Source organism: Streptomyces roseolilacinus, from assembly GCF_014649335.1.
Lineage (GTDB): Bacteria > Actinomycetota > Actinomycetes > Streptomycetales > Streptomycetaceae > Streptomyces > Streptomyces roseolilacinus.
On sequence record NZ_BMSV01000013.1, the window covers coordinates 71645 to 89032 of the forward strand.

At 77.9% G+C, this 17388-nt stretch carries 15 protein-coding genes; 11 read left to right on the forward strand and 4 right to left on the reverse strand.

From position 1 onward, the window contains the following. Positions 1-277 precede the first annotated feature (277 nt). From IE106_RS26570 to IE106_RS26610, 9 genes are read left to right on the forward strand one after another with little or no spacing between them, the layout of a single operon-like run. Positions 278-1384: a DUF3344 domain-containing protein gene (locus IE106_RS26570; RefSeq protein WP_189537765.1), complete on the forward strand. Its 1107-nt coding sequence runs from the start codon at positions 278-280 to the stop codon at positions 1382-1384. A gap of 45 nt (positions 1385-1429) precedes the next feature. Next, the gene (locus IE106_RS26575; protein ID WP_229840821.1) at positions 1430-2590 is read left to right on the forward strand and encodes a glycosyltransferase; all 1161 of its coding nucleotides are present in this window, start codon (positions 1430-1432) and stop codon (positions 2588-2590) included. Beyond that, positions 2587-4071: an exopolysaccharide biosynthesis polyprenyl glycosylphosphotransferase gene (locus IE106_RS26580; protein ID WP_189537766.1), complete on the forward strand. Its 1485-nt coding sequence runs from the start codon at positions 2587-2589 to the stop codon at positions 4069-4071. The genes IE106_RS26575 and IE106_RS26580 overlap by 4 nt, the downstream gene beginning before the upstream one ends. Continuing rightward, on the forward strand, positions 4071-5489 hold the full coding sequence (locus IE106_RS26585; RefSeq protein ID WP_189537767.1) for an O-antigen ligase family protein: 1419 nt from the start codon (positions 4071-4073) through the stop codon (positions 5487-5489). The genes IE106_RS26580 and IE106_RS26585 overlap by 1 nt, the downstream gene beginning before the upstream one ends. Further along, the gene (locus IE106_RS26590; RefSeq protein WP_373295988.1) at positions 5486-7216 is read left to right on the forward strand and encodes a lipid II flippase MurJ; all 1731 of its coding nucleotides are present in this window, start codon (positions 5486-5488) and stop codon (positions 7214-7216) included. The genes IE106_RS26585 and IE106_RS26590 overlap by 4 nt, the downstream gene beginning before the upstream one ends. Next, positions 7152-7898, forward strand: coding sequence for a polysaccharide deacetylase family protein (locus IE106_RS26595; RefSeq protein ID WP_189537768.1), 747 nt, complete (start codon positions 7152-7154; stop codon positions 7896-7898). Before IE106_RS26590 ends, IE106_RS26595 begins: the two co-directional genes overlap by 65 nt. Beyond that, positions 7895-9007: a glycosyltransferase gene (locus IE106_RS26600; RefSeq protein WP_189537769.1), complete on the forward strand. Its 1113-nt coding sequence runs from the start codon at positions 7895-7897 to the stop codon at positions 9005-9007. Before IE106_RS26595 ends, IE106_RS26600 begins: the two co-directional genes overlap by 4 nt. Then, positions 9004-9777 (forward strand): YveK family protein, encoded by a 774-nt coding sequence (locus IE106_RS26605; RefSeq protein WP_229840822.1) that lies wholly within the window; start codon positions 9004-9006, stop codon positions 9775-9777. The genes IE106_RS26600 and IE106_RS26605 overlap by 4 nt, the downstream gene beginning before the upstream one ends. Further along, positions 9774-10988, forward strand: a complete 1215-nt coding sequence (locus IE106_RS26610) for a GNAT family N-acetyltransferase (RefSeq protein ID WP_189537770.1) — start codon at positions 9774-9776, stop codon at positions 10986-10988. Before IE106_RS26605 ends, IE106_RS26610 begins: the two co-directional genes overlap by 4 nt. On the opposite strand, the gene IE106_RS26615 is transcribed toward IE106_RS26610, so the two are convergent. Continuing rightward, positions 10924-12168 carry a glycoside hydrolase family 26 protein gene (locus tag IE106_RS26615; RefSeq protein ID WP_189537771.1) on the reverse strand — a complete coding sequence of 415 codons (1245 nt, stop codon included), beginning with the start codon at positions 12166-12168 and terminating at the stop codon, positions 10924-10926. The two genes, IE106_RS26610 and IE106_RS26615, sit on opposite strands and share 65 nt — an antisense overlap. 170 nt (positions 12169-12338) lie before the next feature. On the opposite strand from IE106_RS26615, the gene IE106_RS26620 reads away from it, so the two are divergent. After that, a complete protein-coding gene (locus tag IE106_RS26620; protein WP_189537772.1) occupies positions 12339-13688 on the forward strand; it encodes a carboxylate--amine ligase in 1350 nt (449 codons plus the stop codon). 17 nt (positions 13689-13705) lie between these two features. Further along, the gene (locus IE106_RS26625; protein ID WP_189537773.1) at positions 13706-14995 is read left to right on the forward strand and encodes an NAD(P)-binding domain-containing protein; all 1290 of its coding nucleotides are present in this window, start codon (positions 13706-13708) and stop codon (positions 14993-14995) included. 82 nt (positions 14996-15077) lie between these two features. Here IE106_RS26625 and IE106_RS26630 read toward each other — a convergent pair whose 3' ends face one another. The 3 genes from IE106_RS26630 to IE106_RS26640 all read right to left on the reverse strand — a co-directional run bounded on the left by IE106_RS26630 (position 15078) and on the right by IE106_RS26640 (position 17300). Continuing rightward, entirely contained in the window at positions 15078-15299 is a 222-nt protein-coding gene (locus IE106_RS26630; RefSeq protein WP_189537774.1) for a hypothetical protein, read from the reverse strand. Between the two features lie 101 nt (positions 15300-15400). Next, positions 15401-16741, reverse strand: a complete 1341-nt coding sequence (locus IE106_RS26635) for a cytochrome P450 (RefSeq protein WP_189537775.1) — start codon at positions 16739-16741, stop codon at positions 15401-15403. A gap of 178 nt (positions 16742-16919) precedes the next feature. After that, on the reverse strand, positions 16920-17300 hold the full coding sequence (locus tag IE106_RS26640) for a DUF6479 family protein (protein WP_189537776.1): 381 nt from the start codon (positions 17298-17300) through the stop codon (positions 16920-16922). Positions 17301-17388: the final 88 nt, after the last annotated feature.

Consider the following 17388-nt stretch of genomic DNA (forward strand, 5'->3'; position numbering starts at 1 on the left):
GAATTCCCGGTACTGCACCCGAATGACGCGGGGCGGTCCGATCCTCCGACCGGTACGAAGAAACGAAGGCGCCGCGTCCGGGGCGTCGCGGCCGGTCGCGGCGGGGTGCGCGGCCCCCCGCCGAACACGCTGTCGAACACGGCGGAGGGGCGCGCGTACTGTGTCGTAAATGTCCTAAATGCTTCGCGTTTTAGCTGTCTGGTTATAGCGTGCGTCCTGTTGTGCCGGTCCATCCCGGCAGAGCCCGTTTCCTCACTGCTCAATGCGGAGAACCCCCATGCGGATCCCAGTGGTTCCAGCCGTGCGGCGCGTGCTGGTCTGCGTCCTCTCCTGCGCCGCGCTGTCGGCCGTCCTGCCCGCCGACGCGGCGCCCCGTGCGAAGGAGCAGCCGCGCATCCCGTTCACCCAGCGGTACCACGCCGTCCAGCACGGCGGCCTGATCCGCGCCGCCAACTCGGCGGTCACCTGCCGGCGGTCCGCCGCGGCCGACGGAGCGGCGGGGATCCCCTGCTCCTCCGCCCGCCGCGGGGAGGGCGCCGCCGCCAACCACCAGTACGACATGTTCTACACGGACGTGGACGACGACCCGAACACGTACAACTCCAGCCGCGCCGAACTGGCCCTGCCCAAGCAGGCCCGGGTCACGTACGCCCGGCTGTACTGGGGCGGCAACCTCCGGGTCGGCGAGCAGAAACCGCCGAAGGACAACGGGCGGGTCCTGGTCGCCGAACCGGGCGGCGCCTACAAGGCCGTCCTCGCCGACTCCGTCATCGGCCACCGCACCGCCAACGGCGCCGACGCCTTCCACGCCACCGCCGACGTCACCGAACTCGTCAGGAATTCCGGCCCCGGCATGTACACCGTCGCCCAGGTCAACGTCGCCATGGGCCGCACCGCCGTCGGCGCCTGGGGCGGCTGGACGCTCGTCGTGGCGTACGCGAAGAAGGACGCCCCACTGCGCCACCTCGCCCTCTGGGACGGGTTCGAGACGCTCGCCGAGGGACGCCGCTCGTTCCGCGCGGACCTCGGCCGGATGCGCGTCCCGGTGGGCGGCTCCGGACGGCTCGGGACGGTCACGTACGACGGCGACCGCGGCATCACCGGGGACTCCCTCGCGTTCGAACCGCACCCGGGCCGGACGGTGCCGCTCGCCGACGCGGCGAACGCCGCGGGCGACGCCTTCAACTCGACCATCGCCGACTCCGGCGAGGCGCGCCTGCGCCGCGAACCCGACCACCCCAACACCCTCGGGTACGACTCCGACGTGGTCGACCTCTCCCCGGCGCTCCGCCACGGCGCGAGCGACCCGGCCGTGCGCATCGGGGCCGCACGCGACTACCTGTGGCTCGGCGCGCTGTTCGTGGAGGCCGACGCCCGCGCCTGACCGGCGCCGCACCACCCGCCACCACTTCGTCAGAAAGGGACACGCGTGCGTCCTCCCCTCACCGCACTGCACGTCGTCCAGCCCGGGGACGGCGGGGTGGCCAGGGTGGTCACCGATGTGGTCGGCGCCCACGTGGCGCAGGGCATGCGCGTCGCCGTGGCCTGCCCGCCCGACACCCCGCTCGCCGCCGCCGCCCGCGCCGGGGGCGCCGAGGTGCACCCCTGGCCGGCCCGCCGCGAACCGGGGCGGGACGTCGTCGCGGAGAGCCGCGCCGTCGCCGGACTCGTCGCGCTGGTGCGCCCCCACCTCGTCCACGCGCACAGCGCCAAGGCCGGGCTCGCCGCCCGCCTCGCCGTACGCGGCCGCCTCCCCACCGTGTACCAGCCGCACGCCTGGTCGTTCGAGGCCGTCGACGGCCCGACCGCCGCCCTGGCCCGCCGCTGGGAGCGGTGGGCCGCCCGGTGGACCGACCGGGTCATCTGCGTCAGCGAGGCCGAACGCCGCCGCGGTGAGCAGGCCGGCGTGCGCGCCTCCTGGACGGTCGTCCACAACGGCGTCGACACCGGCCGGTTCGGCCCCTACCCGACCGGCGCCGAACGGGCCGCGGCCCGCACCGCGCTCCTGGCCGGCACCCCCGCCGCCGCGCCCGTCGTGGTGTGCGTGGGCCGGCTGTGCCGCCAGAAGGGGCAGGACGTCCTCCTGCGCGCCTGGGACACCGTCCGCGCGCGCGTGCCGCTGGCCCGGCTCGTCCTCGTCGGCGACGGCCCCGCCGCCGGCGGGCTGCGCGCCGCGGCCCACCCGTCCGTCCTCCTCGCCGGGGCCGTCGCCGACCCGCTGCCCTGGTACCGGGCCGCCGACCTCGTCGTCCTGCCGTCCCGCTGGGAGGGCATGGCCCTCGCCCCGCTGGAGGCCATGGCCTCGGGCCGCCCGGTCCTCCTCACCGACGTCGACGGCGCCCGCGAGAGCCTGCCGCCCGGCCAGGCGGCGCACTGCCTCGTCCCACCCGGCGACGCCGACGCGCTGGCCGCGGCGCTCGTCCGGCTGCTCCAACGGCCCATCCTCCGGCAGACCCTGGGCCGCCAGGCGCACCAGCACGTCCTCGCCCGCTTCGACGTGCGACGCGCGGGTGCCGCCATCGCCGACGTGTACCGCGAGGTGGCGGCCGGAGCGCGCCACCACGAGCGCAGAGAGCCGATCACCCAGTGACCACGGAAAGCACCAGCACGTCCGGCCCCCACACCACCCGGCCGGCCGGCCTCGCCCCGCAGCGCGGCAGCGCCGCGCGGACCGCCCCGCCGCGCTCCCACCCCCTCCCCAGGGCCCCGTTCGCCTCCGCCCTGGTCGCCGCGGACTGCCTCGCCGTCCTGCCCGCCGCGCTCGCCCTCCCCCCGGGGCAGCGGTCCGCGGCCCTGCTCCTCCAGCTCACCGTCGCCGCCGTCGCCCTCCACGCGCACGCGGGGCTGTACCGGCCCGACGCGTTCGGCTCCGTACGCGCCGGGGCGTACCCCACCCTCCTCGACGAGGTCCCCGCCGTCGCCGCGCGGCTCGCGTTCCTGTGGTGCGCGGCCGCCGCGCTGCTCGCCGCCCGGTCCCCGGACCCGGCCCTCGGCCCCGGCACGCTCGCCGCCGCGTACCTCCTGCACCTCGCGTCCGCCGCGGCCTTCCGCGGCGCCGTGCACCGCCGGCGCCGCCGCGTCGCCCGCGACCGGCCGTGCGCCGCCCTCGTCGTCGGGGACGCGCCCGCCGCGCACCACCTCGCCGCGCTGCTGCACCAGCACCCCGAGTACGGCGTCCTCCCCGTCGGGCTCGTCACGCCCGCCGCGCGGGACGTCCCGCAGCCCGCCGACGCCGCGCCGCCGCCGGGGCCGCCCGTGCTCACCTCGCCGGAGGACGTCCAGCGCGCCGTCATCCAGAACGACGTCCGCGACGCCCTGTTCGTCGCCGGCGCGGACGGCGTGCCCTGCCCCGACCACGTCGCCCTGCTCCGCCGGCACGGCTGCGCCCTCTGGCTCGTCGGCGCCCCCGCCCCCGCGGGGGCCGCCCCCGTGCCCATGGGGCGGCACCTGTGGGGGTACGCGCTGCGGCCGCTGGAGCCCCTCGAGGCCCGCGCCGGGCGGACGGCCAAGCGGGCCCTCGACGTCGCCGGTGCCGGGCTGCTGCTGCTGGCCGCCGCGCCCCTCCTGCTGCTGTGCGCCGCCGCCGTACGCCTCGCGGACGGGCCGGGCGTCCTGTTCCGGCAGGAGCGCGTCGGGGAGAACGGGCGGCTGTTCACCCTCCTGAAGTTCCGCACCCTGCGCCCCGAGAACGAGCGCGAGGCCGAGACCCGCTGGAACGTCGCCCACGACGAACGGCTCAGCCCCGTCGGCTCGTTCCTGCGCCGCACCTCGCTCGACGAGCTGCCGCAGCTGTGGAACGTCCTGCGCGGCGACATGAGCCTCGTCGGCCCCCGCCCCGAACGCCCCTACTTCGTCGAGCGGTTCAGCAGCCTGCACGCCGGCTACGCCGCCCGCCACCGCATGCCGGTCGGGCTGACCGGCCTCGCCCAGGTGCACGGGCTGCGCGGGGACACCTCCATCGAGGACCGCTGCCGCTTCGACAACCACTACATCGACCACTGGTCCCTCTGGCAGGACGTGCGCATCCTCCTGCACACCGCCGCCACGCTGGTCCGCCCGGCGGGCAGCTGATGGCCACGCCCGCCGTCCCCGCCCCGTACGGGCTGCGGCTCCCCGCGTCCGTGCGCGTCCCGCCCGCCTGGCCGGCCGCCCTGGCCCGCCGGGCGCACCTGGTGCCGCTCCTCGCCGTGGTGGCGCTCCTCGCGGTGCCGCCCGGCGGCGCCCCCGGCTCCGGCGGGACGGTCGCGGACGCGGCGTCCGGCGTCCTCGTCCTGTGGTGCGCCGTGCGCGTCGCCCGCGCGCGCGTACGGCCCCTCACCCGCGTCGCGGCGGTCGTCCTGGCCCTGCCCGTGGTGGGGATCTGCGCCGCCGCCGCCACCGCCCACGACCCGGCCGCCGCCCTGCCCGGCCTCGTCCGCCACCTCCAGGTGTTCGTGCTGGTCCCGGCCGCCGTCGTCCTGACCCTGCGCGACCGGCGGGACCTCACCGCCGTCGCCTGGGCGCTCATCGGCCTCGCCCTCGTCCAGGGCGGCGTCGGCGTCGTGCAGTACGCCACCGGGACGGGCGCCTCGTACCGGGGGGAGGACGTCCGCGCGGTCGGCACCTTCGGCCCGACCGACGTGATGGGCATGGCGACCGCCGTCGCGTACGGCATCGTCGCCGCCGTCGGCCTCGCCCTCGGCGCGCCGGCCCGCGGCCGCACCCGGGTGGCCGCCCTCGCCTGCGCGGCGCTCCTCACCGTCCCGCTGGTGCTGTCCTTCAGCCGCGGCGCCTGGATCGCCACCGTCCTCGCCTGCGCGGCGCAGCTCGCGGCGACCGGGCTCCGCCGCCTCCTCGGGGCGGCCCTGACGGCCGGAGCGCTCGCCGTCGTCCTCGTCGGCGGCCTGGGCGTCGGCTCCGCGATGGTCCAGGAGCGGGTCGCCAGCATCACGCGGGTCACCGCCGCGCCCGACCAGTCCGTCACCGACCGGTACACCATGTGGGCGGCCGCCGCCGGGATGTGGCGCGACCGGCCCCTCACCGGCGTCGGCCTGAAGGGCTTCCCCGCGTACCGCGACGGCCACGCGTCGCTCGCCCTGTCGTCGGGCAGCGACACGGCCGGCGCGGGCATGGGCTTCCGCAGGCAGCCGCTGCTGTCGCCGCACAACATGTACCTGCTGATCCTGGGCGAACAGGGCCTGCTGGGCCTGGTGACGATCGCGGGCGGCTGGCTGGCGCTGCTGGTGTGCGGCTGCCGCCGCCTCCCGGCCGCCCGCCGCACGGGCCGCCGGCTGGACTGCGCGCTGGTCGCCTTGGGACTGCTGGGGTGGCAGCTGGTGGACTTCCTGTACGCGGACATCGGCGGCCCGTCCACGGTCCTGACGGCCGTCGTGCTGGGGGCGGCGGCCTGGTGGGCCCTGGCCGCCCGGCCGCCCGCCGACCGGCCCGGCGGCCCGGGTGCCGACCGGTCCGGTGGCCCGGGTGCCGGGACCCCGGGACGGCGCCCGTGAGCGGGGGCGCCGCCACGCTGACGGACGGGGCGCGGTCCGGCGGGCCCGCCGGGGTGCCGTCCAACCGGTTCCTCGCGCGCGCCGCGCTGCTCACGGCGGCCTTCACCGCGGCGGGCGCCCTGCTGGGCCTCCTCCGCGACCAGCTCCTCGCCCGCACCTTCGGCGCGGGACCCGACAGCGACGCGTTCCTCGTGGCCTGGACGGTGCCCGAGTTCGCGTCGACGCTGCTCATCGAGGACGCCATGGCGCTCGTCCTCGTCCCCGCGTTCAGCCGCGCCCTGGCCCTGCGCGCCGAGGCCGGGGCGGCCGGGCCGGACCCGGTGCTGGGCCTCGTACGGACCACGCTGCCCCGGACCGCGGTCGGCACCGCCGCGGCGGCCGCGCTGGTCGCCGCCGCCGCGCCCCTCCTCGTACCGCTGCTCGCGCCGGGACTGCCGGAGCAGCGGCTCGCGGTGGACTGCACCCGGCTCACCGCCACCTGCGTCCTGTCGTTCGCGCTCGCCGGGTACTTCAGCGCCGCGCTGCGCGCGCACGGGCGCTACCTCGCCCCCGCCGCGATCTACGTCGCGTACAACACCGGCATCATCACGGCGGTCGTCCTGCTCGGCCCCGCCTGGGGCGTCCGGGCGGCGGCCGCCGGTGTCGCGGCGGGCGGCGCGCTGATGGCGCTGGTCCAGGCGCCCTCCCTGGTGGGGCGGCTCCGCAGGCGCGCCACCGGCGCAGCGGACCGGGACCGGGGCGGGGACCGGGAGCGGGGCGGGGACCGGGACCGCGCCGCGGCGGCCGGCGGGGTGGTCCTCGCGCTCGTCGCGCCGGTCATCGTCTTCGCCGTCGGCCGCCAGTCGCAGGTCCTCGTCGAGCGGTTCCTCGCCGCGCCGCTGCCCGCCGGGGCGATCTCGCACCTCAACTACGCCCAGAAGGTCGCCCAGCTGCCGATGGTGCTGTCGCTGATGCTGTGCACCGTCAGCTTCCCCGTCATCGCGCGGGCCATCGCCGCGGGCGACCGGGAGGCCGCGCGGCGCCGCGCCGAACGGGACCTGCTGCTCGCCGGGGTCATCGTCCTCGTCGGCGCGGCGACGGTCGCCGCCGCGGCCCCGCAGATCGTCGGGCTCCTCTTCCAGCGCGGCGCGTTCGACGCCGCCGACACCGCCGCGACGGCCTCCGTCATGCGGGTGTACGCCCTGGGCCTGCTCGGCCACGCCCTGGTCAGCGCGCTCGGCCGGTGCTACTTCTCGGCGTCCCGCCCGCTGTGGTTCCCCGCCGTCGCGATGGGCCTCGGCGTCGCCGCGAACGCCGCCCTGGGCGCCCTGTGGGTGGACCGCTGGGGCGCCGCCGGGATCGCCCTCGCCAACGCCGCCGGCATCACCCTCACCGCCGCCGTCCTCCTCGCCGGCACCGGCCGCCGGCAGGTCCCGCTGTCCGCCCGCACCGTCGTCGCCGGCCTCGCCCGGCTCGTCGCCGCGGCCGCCGCGGCGACCACCGCCGGCCGCCTGTGCGCCTCGTGGACCGCCCACCCCCTCCTGGGCGCGGTCCTCGCGGCCGCCGCCGTCCTCGCCGTCTTCGTCCTCGCCGCACACGCGCTGCGGGCGCCCCTCGTGCCCCACCTCACCCGCGTGGCGCTGCGCACCCCCCTCCCGCGCCCCCTCTCGCGAAGGCACCGCCATGCTCCGACGCCCGACGCCCCCCTGGATCGCGATGTACCACTCCGTCGACACCGACCGGGATGACCCGTACCGCGTCACCGTCACCCCCGCACGGCTCGACGCCCAACTGCGCTGGTTCCGCGCGCGGGGGCTGCGCGGCGTCGCCGTGCGCGACCTCCTCGACGCCCGCGCGCGCGGGGACGCCACCGGGCTGGTCGGGCTGACCTTCGACGACGGGTACGCCGACTTCCTCCACCACGCCGTCCCGCTGCTGCGCCGCCACGGCTGCACCGCCACCGTCTTCGCCCTGCCCGGCCGGCTCTGCGGCGACAACGCCTGGGACCCGCTCGGCCCCCGCAAACCCCTCCTCACCGCCGAGGGGCTCCGCCGCTGCGCCGACGCCGGCATGGAGGTCGCCTCCCACGGCCTGCGGCACGTCTCCCTGCCGGCCGCCGACGACGCGGCGCTGCGCGACGAACTGCGCGGCAGCCGCGACCTGCTGCACACCCTGACCGGCGAGCCGCCCGCCGGCTTCTGCTACCCGTACGGGCACGTCGACGCGCGGGTGGTGGCCGCCGTGCGGGACGCCGGCTACGCGTACGCCTGCGCCATCGACCCGGGTGCCCTGAGCGGCGTCCACGCCCTGCCCCGCGTCCACGTCGGGCAGCGCGACACGGCCCTGCGGCTGTACGCCAAGCGGCGCCTGCACGCGCTGCGCCGCCGGGGCCCCGCCGACCTGCCGGCCGCCCCGGCCCACGCCTCATGAGGGTCCTGCACGTCATCACCGGCCTCGGCATCGGCGGCGCCGAGCAGCAACTGCGGCTCCTGCTGCGCCACCTGCCGGTCCACAGCGCCGTCGTCACCCTCACCAACCCCGGACCCGTCGCCGACGCCCTGCGCGCGGACGGCGTCCCCGTCGCCCACCTCGGCATGCGCGGCAACCGCGACCTGGCCGCCCTGCCCCGCCTCGCCCGGCTCATCCGGCGCGGCCGCTACGACATCGTCCACACCCACCTGTACCGGGCCTGCGTGTACGGCAGGATCGCCGCCCGCCTCGCCGGGGTGCGGCACGTCGTCGCCACCGAGCACTCCCTGGGCGCCGGCCAGATCGAGGGCCGCCCCCTGAGCACCGGGGCCCGCGCCCTGTACCTGGCGACGGAACGGCTGGGCAGCGCCACGGTCGCCGTCTCCGAGACCGTCGCCCACCGCCTGACCGACTGGGGCGTGCGGCCGCACCGCATCCGCGTCGTGCCCAACGGCATCGACGCGGCGGGCCTGGCACACGACGAGGCGGCCCGCGCCGCCGCCCGCCGCCGCCTCGGCGTCCCCGCCGACGCGTACGTGGTGGGCGGCGTCGGCCGCCTGGTGCCGGGCAAGCGGTTCGACACGCTGGTCGGCGCCGTCGCGGAACTGCCGGCCGACGTACGGCTCCTCCTCGTCGGGGAGGGCCCGCACCGGGAGCGGCTGGAGCGGCTGGCGGCCGCGAGCGGCGTGGACGACCGGGTGGTGTGGGCGGGAGCCGTGACCCGCGACCTGCCGGCGCTGCTCTGCGCGATGGACCTGTTCGTGTCCCCGTCCGCCGACGAGGCGTTCGGGCTCGCCGTCGTCGAGGCGCTGGCCGCCGGGCTGCCCGTCCGGTACGTGGCCTGCCCCGCCCTCGACGACCTGCCGCCGGAGGAGGCGCCCGACGCCCGGCGGATCGGCGGCACCGTCGCCGACGTGGCCGCGGCGGTGCGCGAGGCCCGCGCCGCCCACGCGGCGCGGCCCGGGCGGCGCCCGGTGCCCCCGGCGGCGCACCGCTACGACATCGCGCGCAGCGCGCGGCAGCTGACGACCCTGTACCGGACCCTCTACCGAGAAGCGAGTGACCGATGACCCCGCGAACCCTCCCCGTACGGCGCCTGCTCGGCAGGCTCGCCCGCCGGGCCGCCCGGGCCGGGCGCCCGGGCCGCGCCTGGACCGTGCCGGCCGCGGTGCTGGCCGGCGCCGTCGCCGGCGGTGCGTACGGGCTGCTGAGCACCCCCGAGTACGCGGCCACCAGCTACGTCGTGGTCGTCCCCGGGGAGGGGTCCGACCCGGCCGGGGCGATGGGCCTGGCGCAGGCGTACGGGAAGGTCGCCACGGACGTCGCCCTCACCGGGGACGCCGCCGTGTGGGCGCGCGTGTCACCCGCGACGCTCCGGGCGAGCGTGGCGGCGGCGACCTCGCCCGACGCGCCGATGATCTCCCTCACGGCCCGCTCCGACCGCCCCGAGACGGCCGCCGCCATGGCGGACGGGGTGGCGCGGGCGCTGGTGCAGAAGGGCGCGCACACGCAGGCCAGCACGCGCGTGCGGGTCGTGCAGTTCTCGCGCGCGACGACCCCGACCAGCCCCGCCTCGCCGTCGGCCCCGCTGGCGGCCCTGGTCGGCGCCGCCGGCGGCGGGCTCCTGGGCGGCCTGTTCCTGCTGGTCCGCCCGAAGCGGGGCACCGCCGCGGCCGGGGGAGCGGCGGCGGACGGGGGCACCGCCGCGGAGGGCGGCGCCCCGGCCGACGGGGGCGGGGCGCGGGGGTCCGCGGCGGGTTCCGGGGCGGGGTCCGGGGGGCGGGGGGCCGCCGTGCCGGGGCCCGCCGTCAAGGGCGCGTCCCAGGCGGGGACCGCATGAGCGCGGTCGGCACCCGCGCCCCGGCGGCCGGCGCGCGGCGGGCCGGGGACCTCACCGTCACCGTCTGCCGCGACGACCGGCACTTCGCCGCCCTCGCCGCCGAGTGGGCGGACCTGTACGGGCGGTGCCCCACCGCCACCCCGTTCCAGACGCACGCCTGGCTGCACTCCTGGTGGCTCTCCTACGGCGCCCCCGGCCGGCTGCGCGTCGCCCTCGTGCGCCGGGCCGGCGACGGACGGCTCGTCGCCGCCGCCCCCCTGTGGCTCACCCGCGCCCGCGTGCCCACCCTGGCGTTCCTGGGCGGCCCCCTCACCGACTACGGCGACGTGCTCGTCGACGAGGACCGGCCCGAGGCCCTCCCCGTACTGGCGGCCGCGCTCGCCGGCCTCGCCACGCGCGCCGTGGTCGACCTGCGGGAGGTCCGCCCCGGGGCCGCCGCCGAGCGGCTCCTCGCCTGCTGGCCGGGCCCGCGCACCCGCCTGCCGGACTCGGTGTGCCTGGAACTGCCGCCCGTGCCCGTCGACGAACTCGTCCGCCGGCTCACGTCCGCGCGGGCCCAGCGGTCCCGGGCGAAGCTCCGCAGGATCGACCGGGAGGGCATCGAGGCGCGGCCCGTCCCCGCCGAGGAGGTGCCCGGCGCGCTGCGCCGCCTGCTCGACCTGCACCACCGCCAGTGGGCCGGGCGCGGGGTGACGGAGGAGCACCTCACCGAGCGGTTCGCCGAGCACCTCGGCCGCGCCGCGCGGAGGATGGCCGAGAGCGGGCACGCCCGCGTGACGGAGTTCCTCGTCGGCGGCGACGTGGTGGCGGCCGACCTGATGCTGCTCTCGCCCCTGCTGTCCGGCGGCTACCTGTACGGCGCCGACCCGGCGCTGCGCTCCCTGAAGGTGGACGTGGCGACGCTGCTGCTCCGCAACAGCGCCCGGCTCGCCGGGGAGGCGGGCTGCGGCACGCTGAGCCTGCTGCGCGGCGACGAGCCGTACAAGCACCACTGGCGCCCGTCCGTGGTCCGCAACCAGCGGCTGCTGCTGGCGCGCCGCCGTACGGCGCCCGCGCTGTGGGTGCGGGCGGCGTACGCGTCCGGGCGGCGCTGGGCGGCGGACCGGCTCCGCGACCGGTCCTGGGCGCACGGGCTGCGGCGCGGCCTCAGGACCGGAAGGGGGACCCCTCCTTCCCCGGGGCGCACGGACCGGCGTCGAGCCACTTCCTGATCCAGGGACCCAGGTCCACGGGCACGCCGCACCCCGGCCCGTCCGCGCCGCCCGCCGGGTCCGCGGGTCCGTCCGGGTCCGCGGGTCCGTCCGGTTCGGTCGGCTCGTCGGGTTCGGTCGGCTCGTCCGGTGCGGTCGGCTCGTCGGGCCGGGTCGGCGGCTCCGCCGGCGGCGTGTCCCGCCCCGACAGCATCGACCGGAACACCTCGGACGACCTCGGGTTGCTCGCGCACTGCCACACGCCGTGCGGGCAGTAATCGCTGATCGAGTGGTAAAGCGGCCGGTGCTCCTTCACCCATTCGAGCATCCGGCGCATGTACTCGGGATTGTCGCCGTTTCGGAACAGGCCCCACTCGGGATAGGAGATAGGCTTTCCGTGGGCGGCGGCGAATTCCACGTGGTCCCGCAGCCCGTACGGTTCGTTCACCTGTTCGTCGAAGGTCCGGCCCGGCGGCTGGTCGTAGGAATCCATTCCCACGATGTCCACGACGTCGTCGCCCGGATAGCACTCGGTCCACGGAATGGCGTCCCGGCCCCGATTGGGCGCGAAGTCGAACCGGAATTGTTGGCCGGGCACCTCACGCATGGTGGTGACGATGCGGTTCCAGTACCTCTTCCACGCCTCCGGGTCCGGCCCGCACCGGTGGCTGTACGTCGTCCCGTTCATCTCCCAGCCGAGGACGACCACCGTGTCCGGCACGCCCAGCCCCACCAGCCGCTCCGCGAGCGCGCGGAAGTGCTGGTCGAACCGGCCCTCGGCGCCCGCCCGCAGCAGCCGCCGGACCAGGAAGTCCGGCAGCCGGCTCTCGTTGCGCTCCATCATCGGCACGTTGAGGACGAACATCCGGTCCGCGCGGGCCTGCCGCCACCGCGCCCAGTCCTCCAGGAAACCCACCTGCCCGGCGATGTTGGACCAGCGGTCGCCGGGCAGGTAGGTGTGACCGACCCGCAGTTCGGTGCCGCCCAGCCACTGCCCGAGCTCCTCCATGCGCCGGATTCCGGTGGGGCCGTAGTGCAGATAGGCGCCGAGCGCCGTCTCGCCGGTCGCCACCGGGTCGGCGCCCGCCCGGAATTCGGCCGCCTGCGCGGCCTGGGCCGTCAGTACGGACCCCGAGACCAGCAGGCCGGCCGCGCAGGCCCCCAGCCAGGCTTTCTTCTTCTTTCCGTTCCGGATGGTCATCGCCACTCCCTCACCGGCCGCCGCGTCACGTCACGCCGTTCATCACTTCGTTATCGATTCGTCTGGAAAGAACGTATTCCTTGGAAGCCGACCGGGAAGCCGGCCCGGCTTTTTCCTAGCCCATCAGTGGATTTCATCGCCCAGTCGGGGCACCGAGACGAGGACATGCCGTGCCGCTCTTTGACACCCGGGTCGCCGCCGTACTGGTACGGCTCGACCGGAACCCGTTCCACCACGGCACGCTCGGCGCCGCGCGCTCCCTCGGCCGTGCGGGCGTCCCCGTCCACGTCGTGGCCGGCTCCCCCGGGGAGCCGGTGGCGCGCTCCCGGTACGTGCGGCGGTGCCATCCCCGCCCCGCCGAAGACGGCCCCGCGGGCGTCCGCCGCGCCCTCGCCCAGGTCTCCGAGGCCCTCGCCGGGGCGCCCGCCGTCCTCCTGCCCCTGGACGACGCGACCGCCGTCGCGCTGGACGAGCTGCGCCGCGAACCGGACGGCCCGGTCCGCCGCTTCCTGGTGCCCGAGCAGCCGCGGGGGCTCACCTCGCTCGTCGCCGACAAGGCGGCGCTCGCCGCGACCTGCCGCCGCCTCGGCGTCCCGCACCCGCGCACCCTCGTCCCCGCCGACGCCGACGAGGCCGCCGCCATGGCCGCCTCCCTCGGGCTGCCCCTCGTGGCCAAGTGGAGCCGCCCCTGGCTGCTGCCCCCGGGCTCCGGGCTGCGCAGCACCGTCCTGGCCCGCTCCGCCCGCCAGGTGCGCGAGCTCCACGCGCGCGGGGCGGAGGCCGGCAGCCCCCTGCTGCTCCAGCGGTACCTGCCCGCCAGCCGGGACGGCGACTGGTTCTTCCACGGGTACTGCGACAGCGCCGGGGCGTGCCGCGTCGCCGCGACCGGCCGGAAGGTCCGCTCCTGGCCGGACGGCGCCGGACTGACCGCGGTGGGGACGTGGGCGCCGAACCCGGCCGTCGAGCGCCTGGCGCGCGGCCTGGTGGGCGCGCTCGGCTACCGGGGCGTCGTCGACCTCGACTTCCGCCGGGACCCGGACACCGGGGCGTACCACCTGCTGGACTTCAACCCCCGGCCCGGCGCCCAGTTCCGGCTGTTCTCCGACCCCTGGGGCCTGGACGTGGTCCGCGCCCTGCACCTGGACCTGACGGGGCGTCCGGTGCCGGACCTCGTCCGCTCGTACGGGCGCAGGTTCGCCGTCGAGAACTACGCCGCCCTGTCGGTCCTCGCCTCGCCCCGGCCCCGCGCGCGCGGGGCCGGCCCGTCGGGCGGCCTGGAGACCGCCTGGTACGCGGCGGACGACCCGGCGCCCGCGCTCGCCATGGCCCGCGCCTGGACCGCCCATCTGGCCCGCCGCGTCTGGGCGGTGCCGCGCCGGGTCTGGCACGCCGGAGCGGGCGCCCGCGCCCCGATCCCGGCCCAGCCGTCGGCCCGTGCCACGGGCCCCCGCCCGGCCTCCGCCCCTCCCGACTCCTCGGCCCCTCCCCCCTCCTCCGCCCCTTCCACCCCCAGACGATGACGAAAGCGGTGCGATCGATGCACGACGACGACCTGGTGATCGTGGGCGCCGGTCCGTACGGCCTGTCGGTGGCCGCCCACGCGGCCGCGCGCGGCCTCGACGTGCGCGTCCACGGCCAGGTGATGCGCTCCTGGCGCCACATGCCGCCCGGGATGCTCCTGAAGTCCGAGCCCTGGGCGTCGGACCTGTCGGACCCGGCCGGCGCGTACCGCCTCGCCGCGTACGCCGCGACGCGCGGGAGGCGGGCGGAGCACGGGGTGCCGCTGCCGGTCGGGTTCTTCGCCGAGTACGGCGAGTGGTTCGCCCGGCGGGCCGTCCCCGCCGTCGACCCGCGCACCGTCGTCGCGGTGCGCCCCCGCCCGGACGGCGGGTTCACCGTGACGACCGAGGACGGCGAGGAGAGGGGCGCCCGCACGGTGGCGCTCGCGCTGGGCGTCATGCCGTTCACCGACGTACCGGCCGGGCTGCGCCCGCTGATGCCGCACCGGGTGTCCCACAGCAGCGACCTCACCGACCTCACCGCCTTCGCGGGCCGGGACGTGACCGTCCTCGGGGCCGGCCAGGCCGCCCTGGAGACCGCTGTCCTCCTCGCCGAACTCGGCGCCCGGACGCGGGTGGTGGCCCGCTCCCGCGACCTCGTGTGGAACACCGTCCCGCCGGCCCTGCGCCGGGGCCGCCGGGAAGCCGTCCTCGCCCCGCACACCGGCCTGGGCTGCGGGTGGCGGAACATGCTGTACGCGCGCACGCCCGGCGTCTTCCGGCACCTGCCCGACACGACCCGCGAACACCTTTTCGACACCGCCCTGGGCCCGGCCGGCGCCTGGTGGCTGCGGCCCCGCTTCGCCGCCGTGTCCGACGTGCGGCTCGGGAGGACCGTCGTGGCCGCCGTACCGGCCGGGCCGCGCGGCGACCGCGTGCGCCTCACCCTCGCCGACGGCTCCGGGACGGCCGTGCCGACGGTGGAGGTGGAGACCGACCACGTCATCGCCGCGACCGGCTTCGCCCCCCGCCTGGACCGGGTGGAGGTGCTGCCCGAGGACGTGCGCCGCACGCTGCGCACCGTCGGCGCGAGCGGCGCCCCGGAGGTGAGCGGCCACTTCGAGTCGTCCCACCCGGGGCTGTTCCTGGCGGGGCTGCTGACCGCGCCGGCGTACGGCCCGGCCATGCGCTTCGTGTACGGGGCCGCCTACACCGCCGGGAGGCTCGTGCGGGGCGTCGAGCGGCGGCTCCGGGCCGAGCGGCGGCCGGCGGCGGTGCCGGGGGCCAGGTCCGGGAGGCGCCCGGCCGGCGCCGGCGTGCGGGGCTGACCGGGGCCGGTCCCCCCGCCGCGCCGGCCGGTGGCGCGGCGGGCGGCCGGCGCGGGACGGGGCGCGCCCCGGCGGTGGGCGCTCAGCGCCCGGGCCACGCCGGACGTCCGACGAGGAGCTCCCACTCGTGGTCCCGCGCGCCCGGGACCACGCGGCCCTCGGACCGCCACTCCCGGGCGAGCGCCGCGAAGACCGGGACCGCGTCGGCGGACCCGAGACGGGCCGCGGGGGTCACCGCGGCGTGCCCGTGGCCGGGACGCGGAGCGAAGGACATGCGCTCCCACTTTCCGGTGCCTGAGGCCATGACAACCCTTCCGTTCACAGCGCGTGTCGGATCCATCGCATCATGTCACAACGACTCCGCCCGTACCGGAACTCCCGGCAAGCGGCCGGAGCCGCGCCGGGTCAGTGGTGCGGGAGCACCGCGAACCTCAGCCCGAAGTGGTCCAGGGTGCGCGGCAGCGGCCGGTCGGGGCGCAGCCGCCCGGGCCGGTCCGGCAGCCAGGCGTGCCGCTCCACCAGCGCGGCGAGCAGCGTCGACGTCAGGAGCAGCACCAGGTCCTCGCCCGGGCAGGCGCCGGGCCCCGCGCTGAAGGGGAGCAGCCCGGCGGTGTCCTGCGCGGTCCCGTCGAGCCACACCTCGGGCGTGAACCGGTCCGCGTACGGCAGGGCGTCGTCCCGGTGGAACAGCGGCGTGTAGACCAGGAACCCGGTCCCCGCGGGCAGCGTGCCGCCGCCCCATTCGGTGTCCCGCACCGCCTCGCGCAGCAGGAAGGGCGTCGTCGGCCACAGCCGCACCGACTCCAGGACGCAGGCCCGCGTGTACGGCAGCAGGTGCGGTTCGGTCAGGTCGGTGACGGCCACCTCGCCACGCACCTGCGCCTCCTGCGCGGTGTGGGTGGCCAGCAGGGCGAGGGTCCGGTACGCGGCGATGCCCGCCGCGTCGAACGCGAACAGCCAGTGCGGCACCTGCCCGGCCGGGTCGAGGCCCGGTCCGGCGGGGGTCGCGGCGAGCGCGGCGGCGAGGCTGCCCGGCTCGGCCCGCCCCACGTGGGCGCGCAGCCGCTGCTCGAAGCGCTCCCGCAGGCCGGTGCGGCGCGGGGCGGCGACCGACCAGTTGGCGGTCGCGCGGAGGCGGCCCAGCATGGCGGTGAGCGCGGTGTCGTCGCGGGCGCCGTCGCCCAGCGTGACCCGCCGTACGGTGCGGTCCCACGCCGCGGCGAAGTCGTCCCACGCCAGTTCGCCCGCGTCGGCGGTCACCGACCGCAGCAGCCCCCCGGCCTCCTCGCGCACGGTGCGCACCAGCCGGGGCGCGAGGCTGTGCAGCTGGTTGCCGGTCTCCAGGACGGACTCGTTGAGGGCCCGCCGCCCGGCGCGCTCCGCGCCCCGCGAGATCAGCACCCCGTGCGGCTGGAACTGCTCCAGGGCGGCCCGCTTCTCGCGGGTGGCCGGCGAGTACGGGTCGGGGGTGGCGTCCAGGACGCGCAGGGCGTCGTCGGTGCGCAGCACCAGCGCGAAGTGCCGCCCGCCCACGTCCGCGCGCAGGGGACCGCTCCCGTACCGCCGCCGCAGCTCGCCGAGCAGGCCGATGGCCCGCCGGTCCACCGCGTACCGCTCCGCCAGGGCCATGCCGCCGCGCCGCCGCACGATCACCCCGGCGGCCAGCGTGGGCGCCACCACCACGGCGGCGATCCGTGCCGCGTCCCGGGCCGAGACCCGTACCGCTCCCGTCTCCGTCGTCACCATGGCGGCCGGGTGCCCCGGCCGGGTCCCGGCATGCGTCCCCGGGCGCGGACGCGGGCGCTCGCGGGGCCGCGGGGCGCGGAGCGTACGGGGTGCGCGGGCCCGGGGCACGCGGGCGTGCGGGCACGCCGACGCACCGGGGGCACGCGGCCACCGGTGCGTCGGCGGGAGCGGAGCGGGGTCAGCTGCCCGTGGTGGGGCCTCCGCTGCCGAAGCCGCCGCTGGGCGCCCCGCGCCACTTGCGGTCGTGGTCCGACAGGGGGGCCGTGTCCGGCTCGCTGTTCTCGTGCTTCAGCTCGTACGGCATCATCCGCCGTTCGCTCTGCGGCACCTCGGCGGGCCTGCGGTGGCCCTCCACCTCGCCCGGCAGCCCGGCGTCCGGCGGCCGGTGCGGCTGCTCCTCCGGGGCCGGGGGCGCGGGCTCCTTGGTCCAGATCCGCCGGCCCAGCCAGAAACCGCCGATGAGGAAGCCGACGAGGAGGATGCCCGCCACCAGCGGACCGATCCCGACGATGTGATCCTTCGCGGCGAACTCCGCGCCGTACGTGATGAGAGCGTCCATGGGGCACGCGTACCCCCACGGGGACGAAACAGACACACGTGCACCCGTCCGCCCCGGCCCCCGGCCCGCCGCCCCGGGGCTCCGGCGG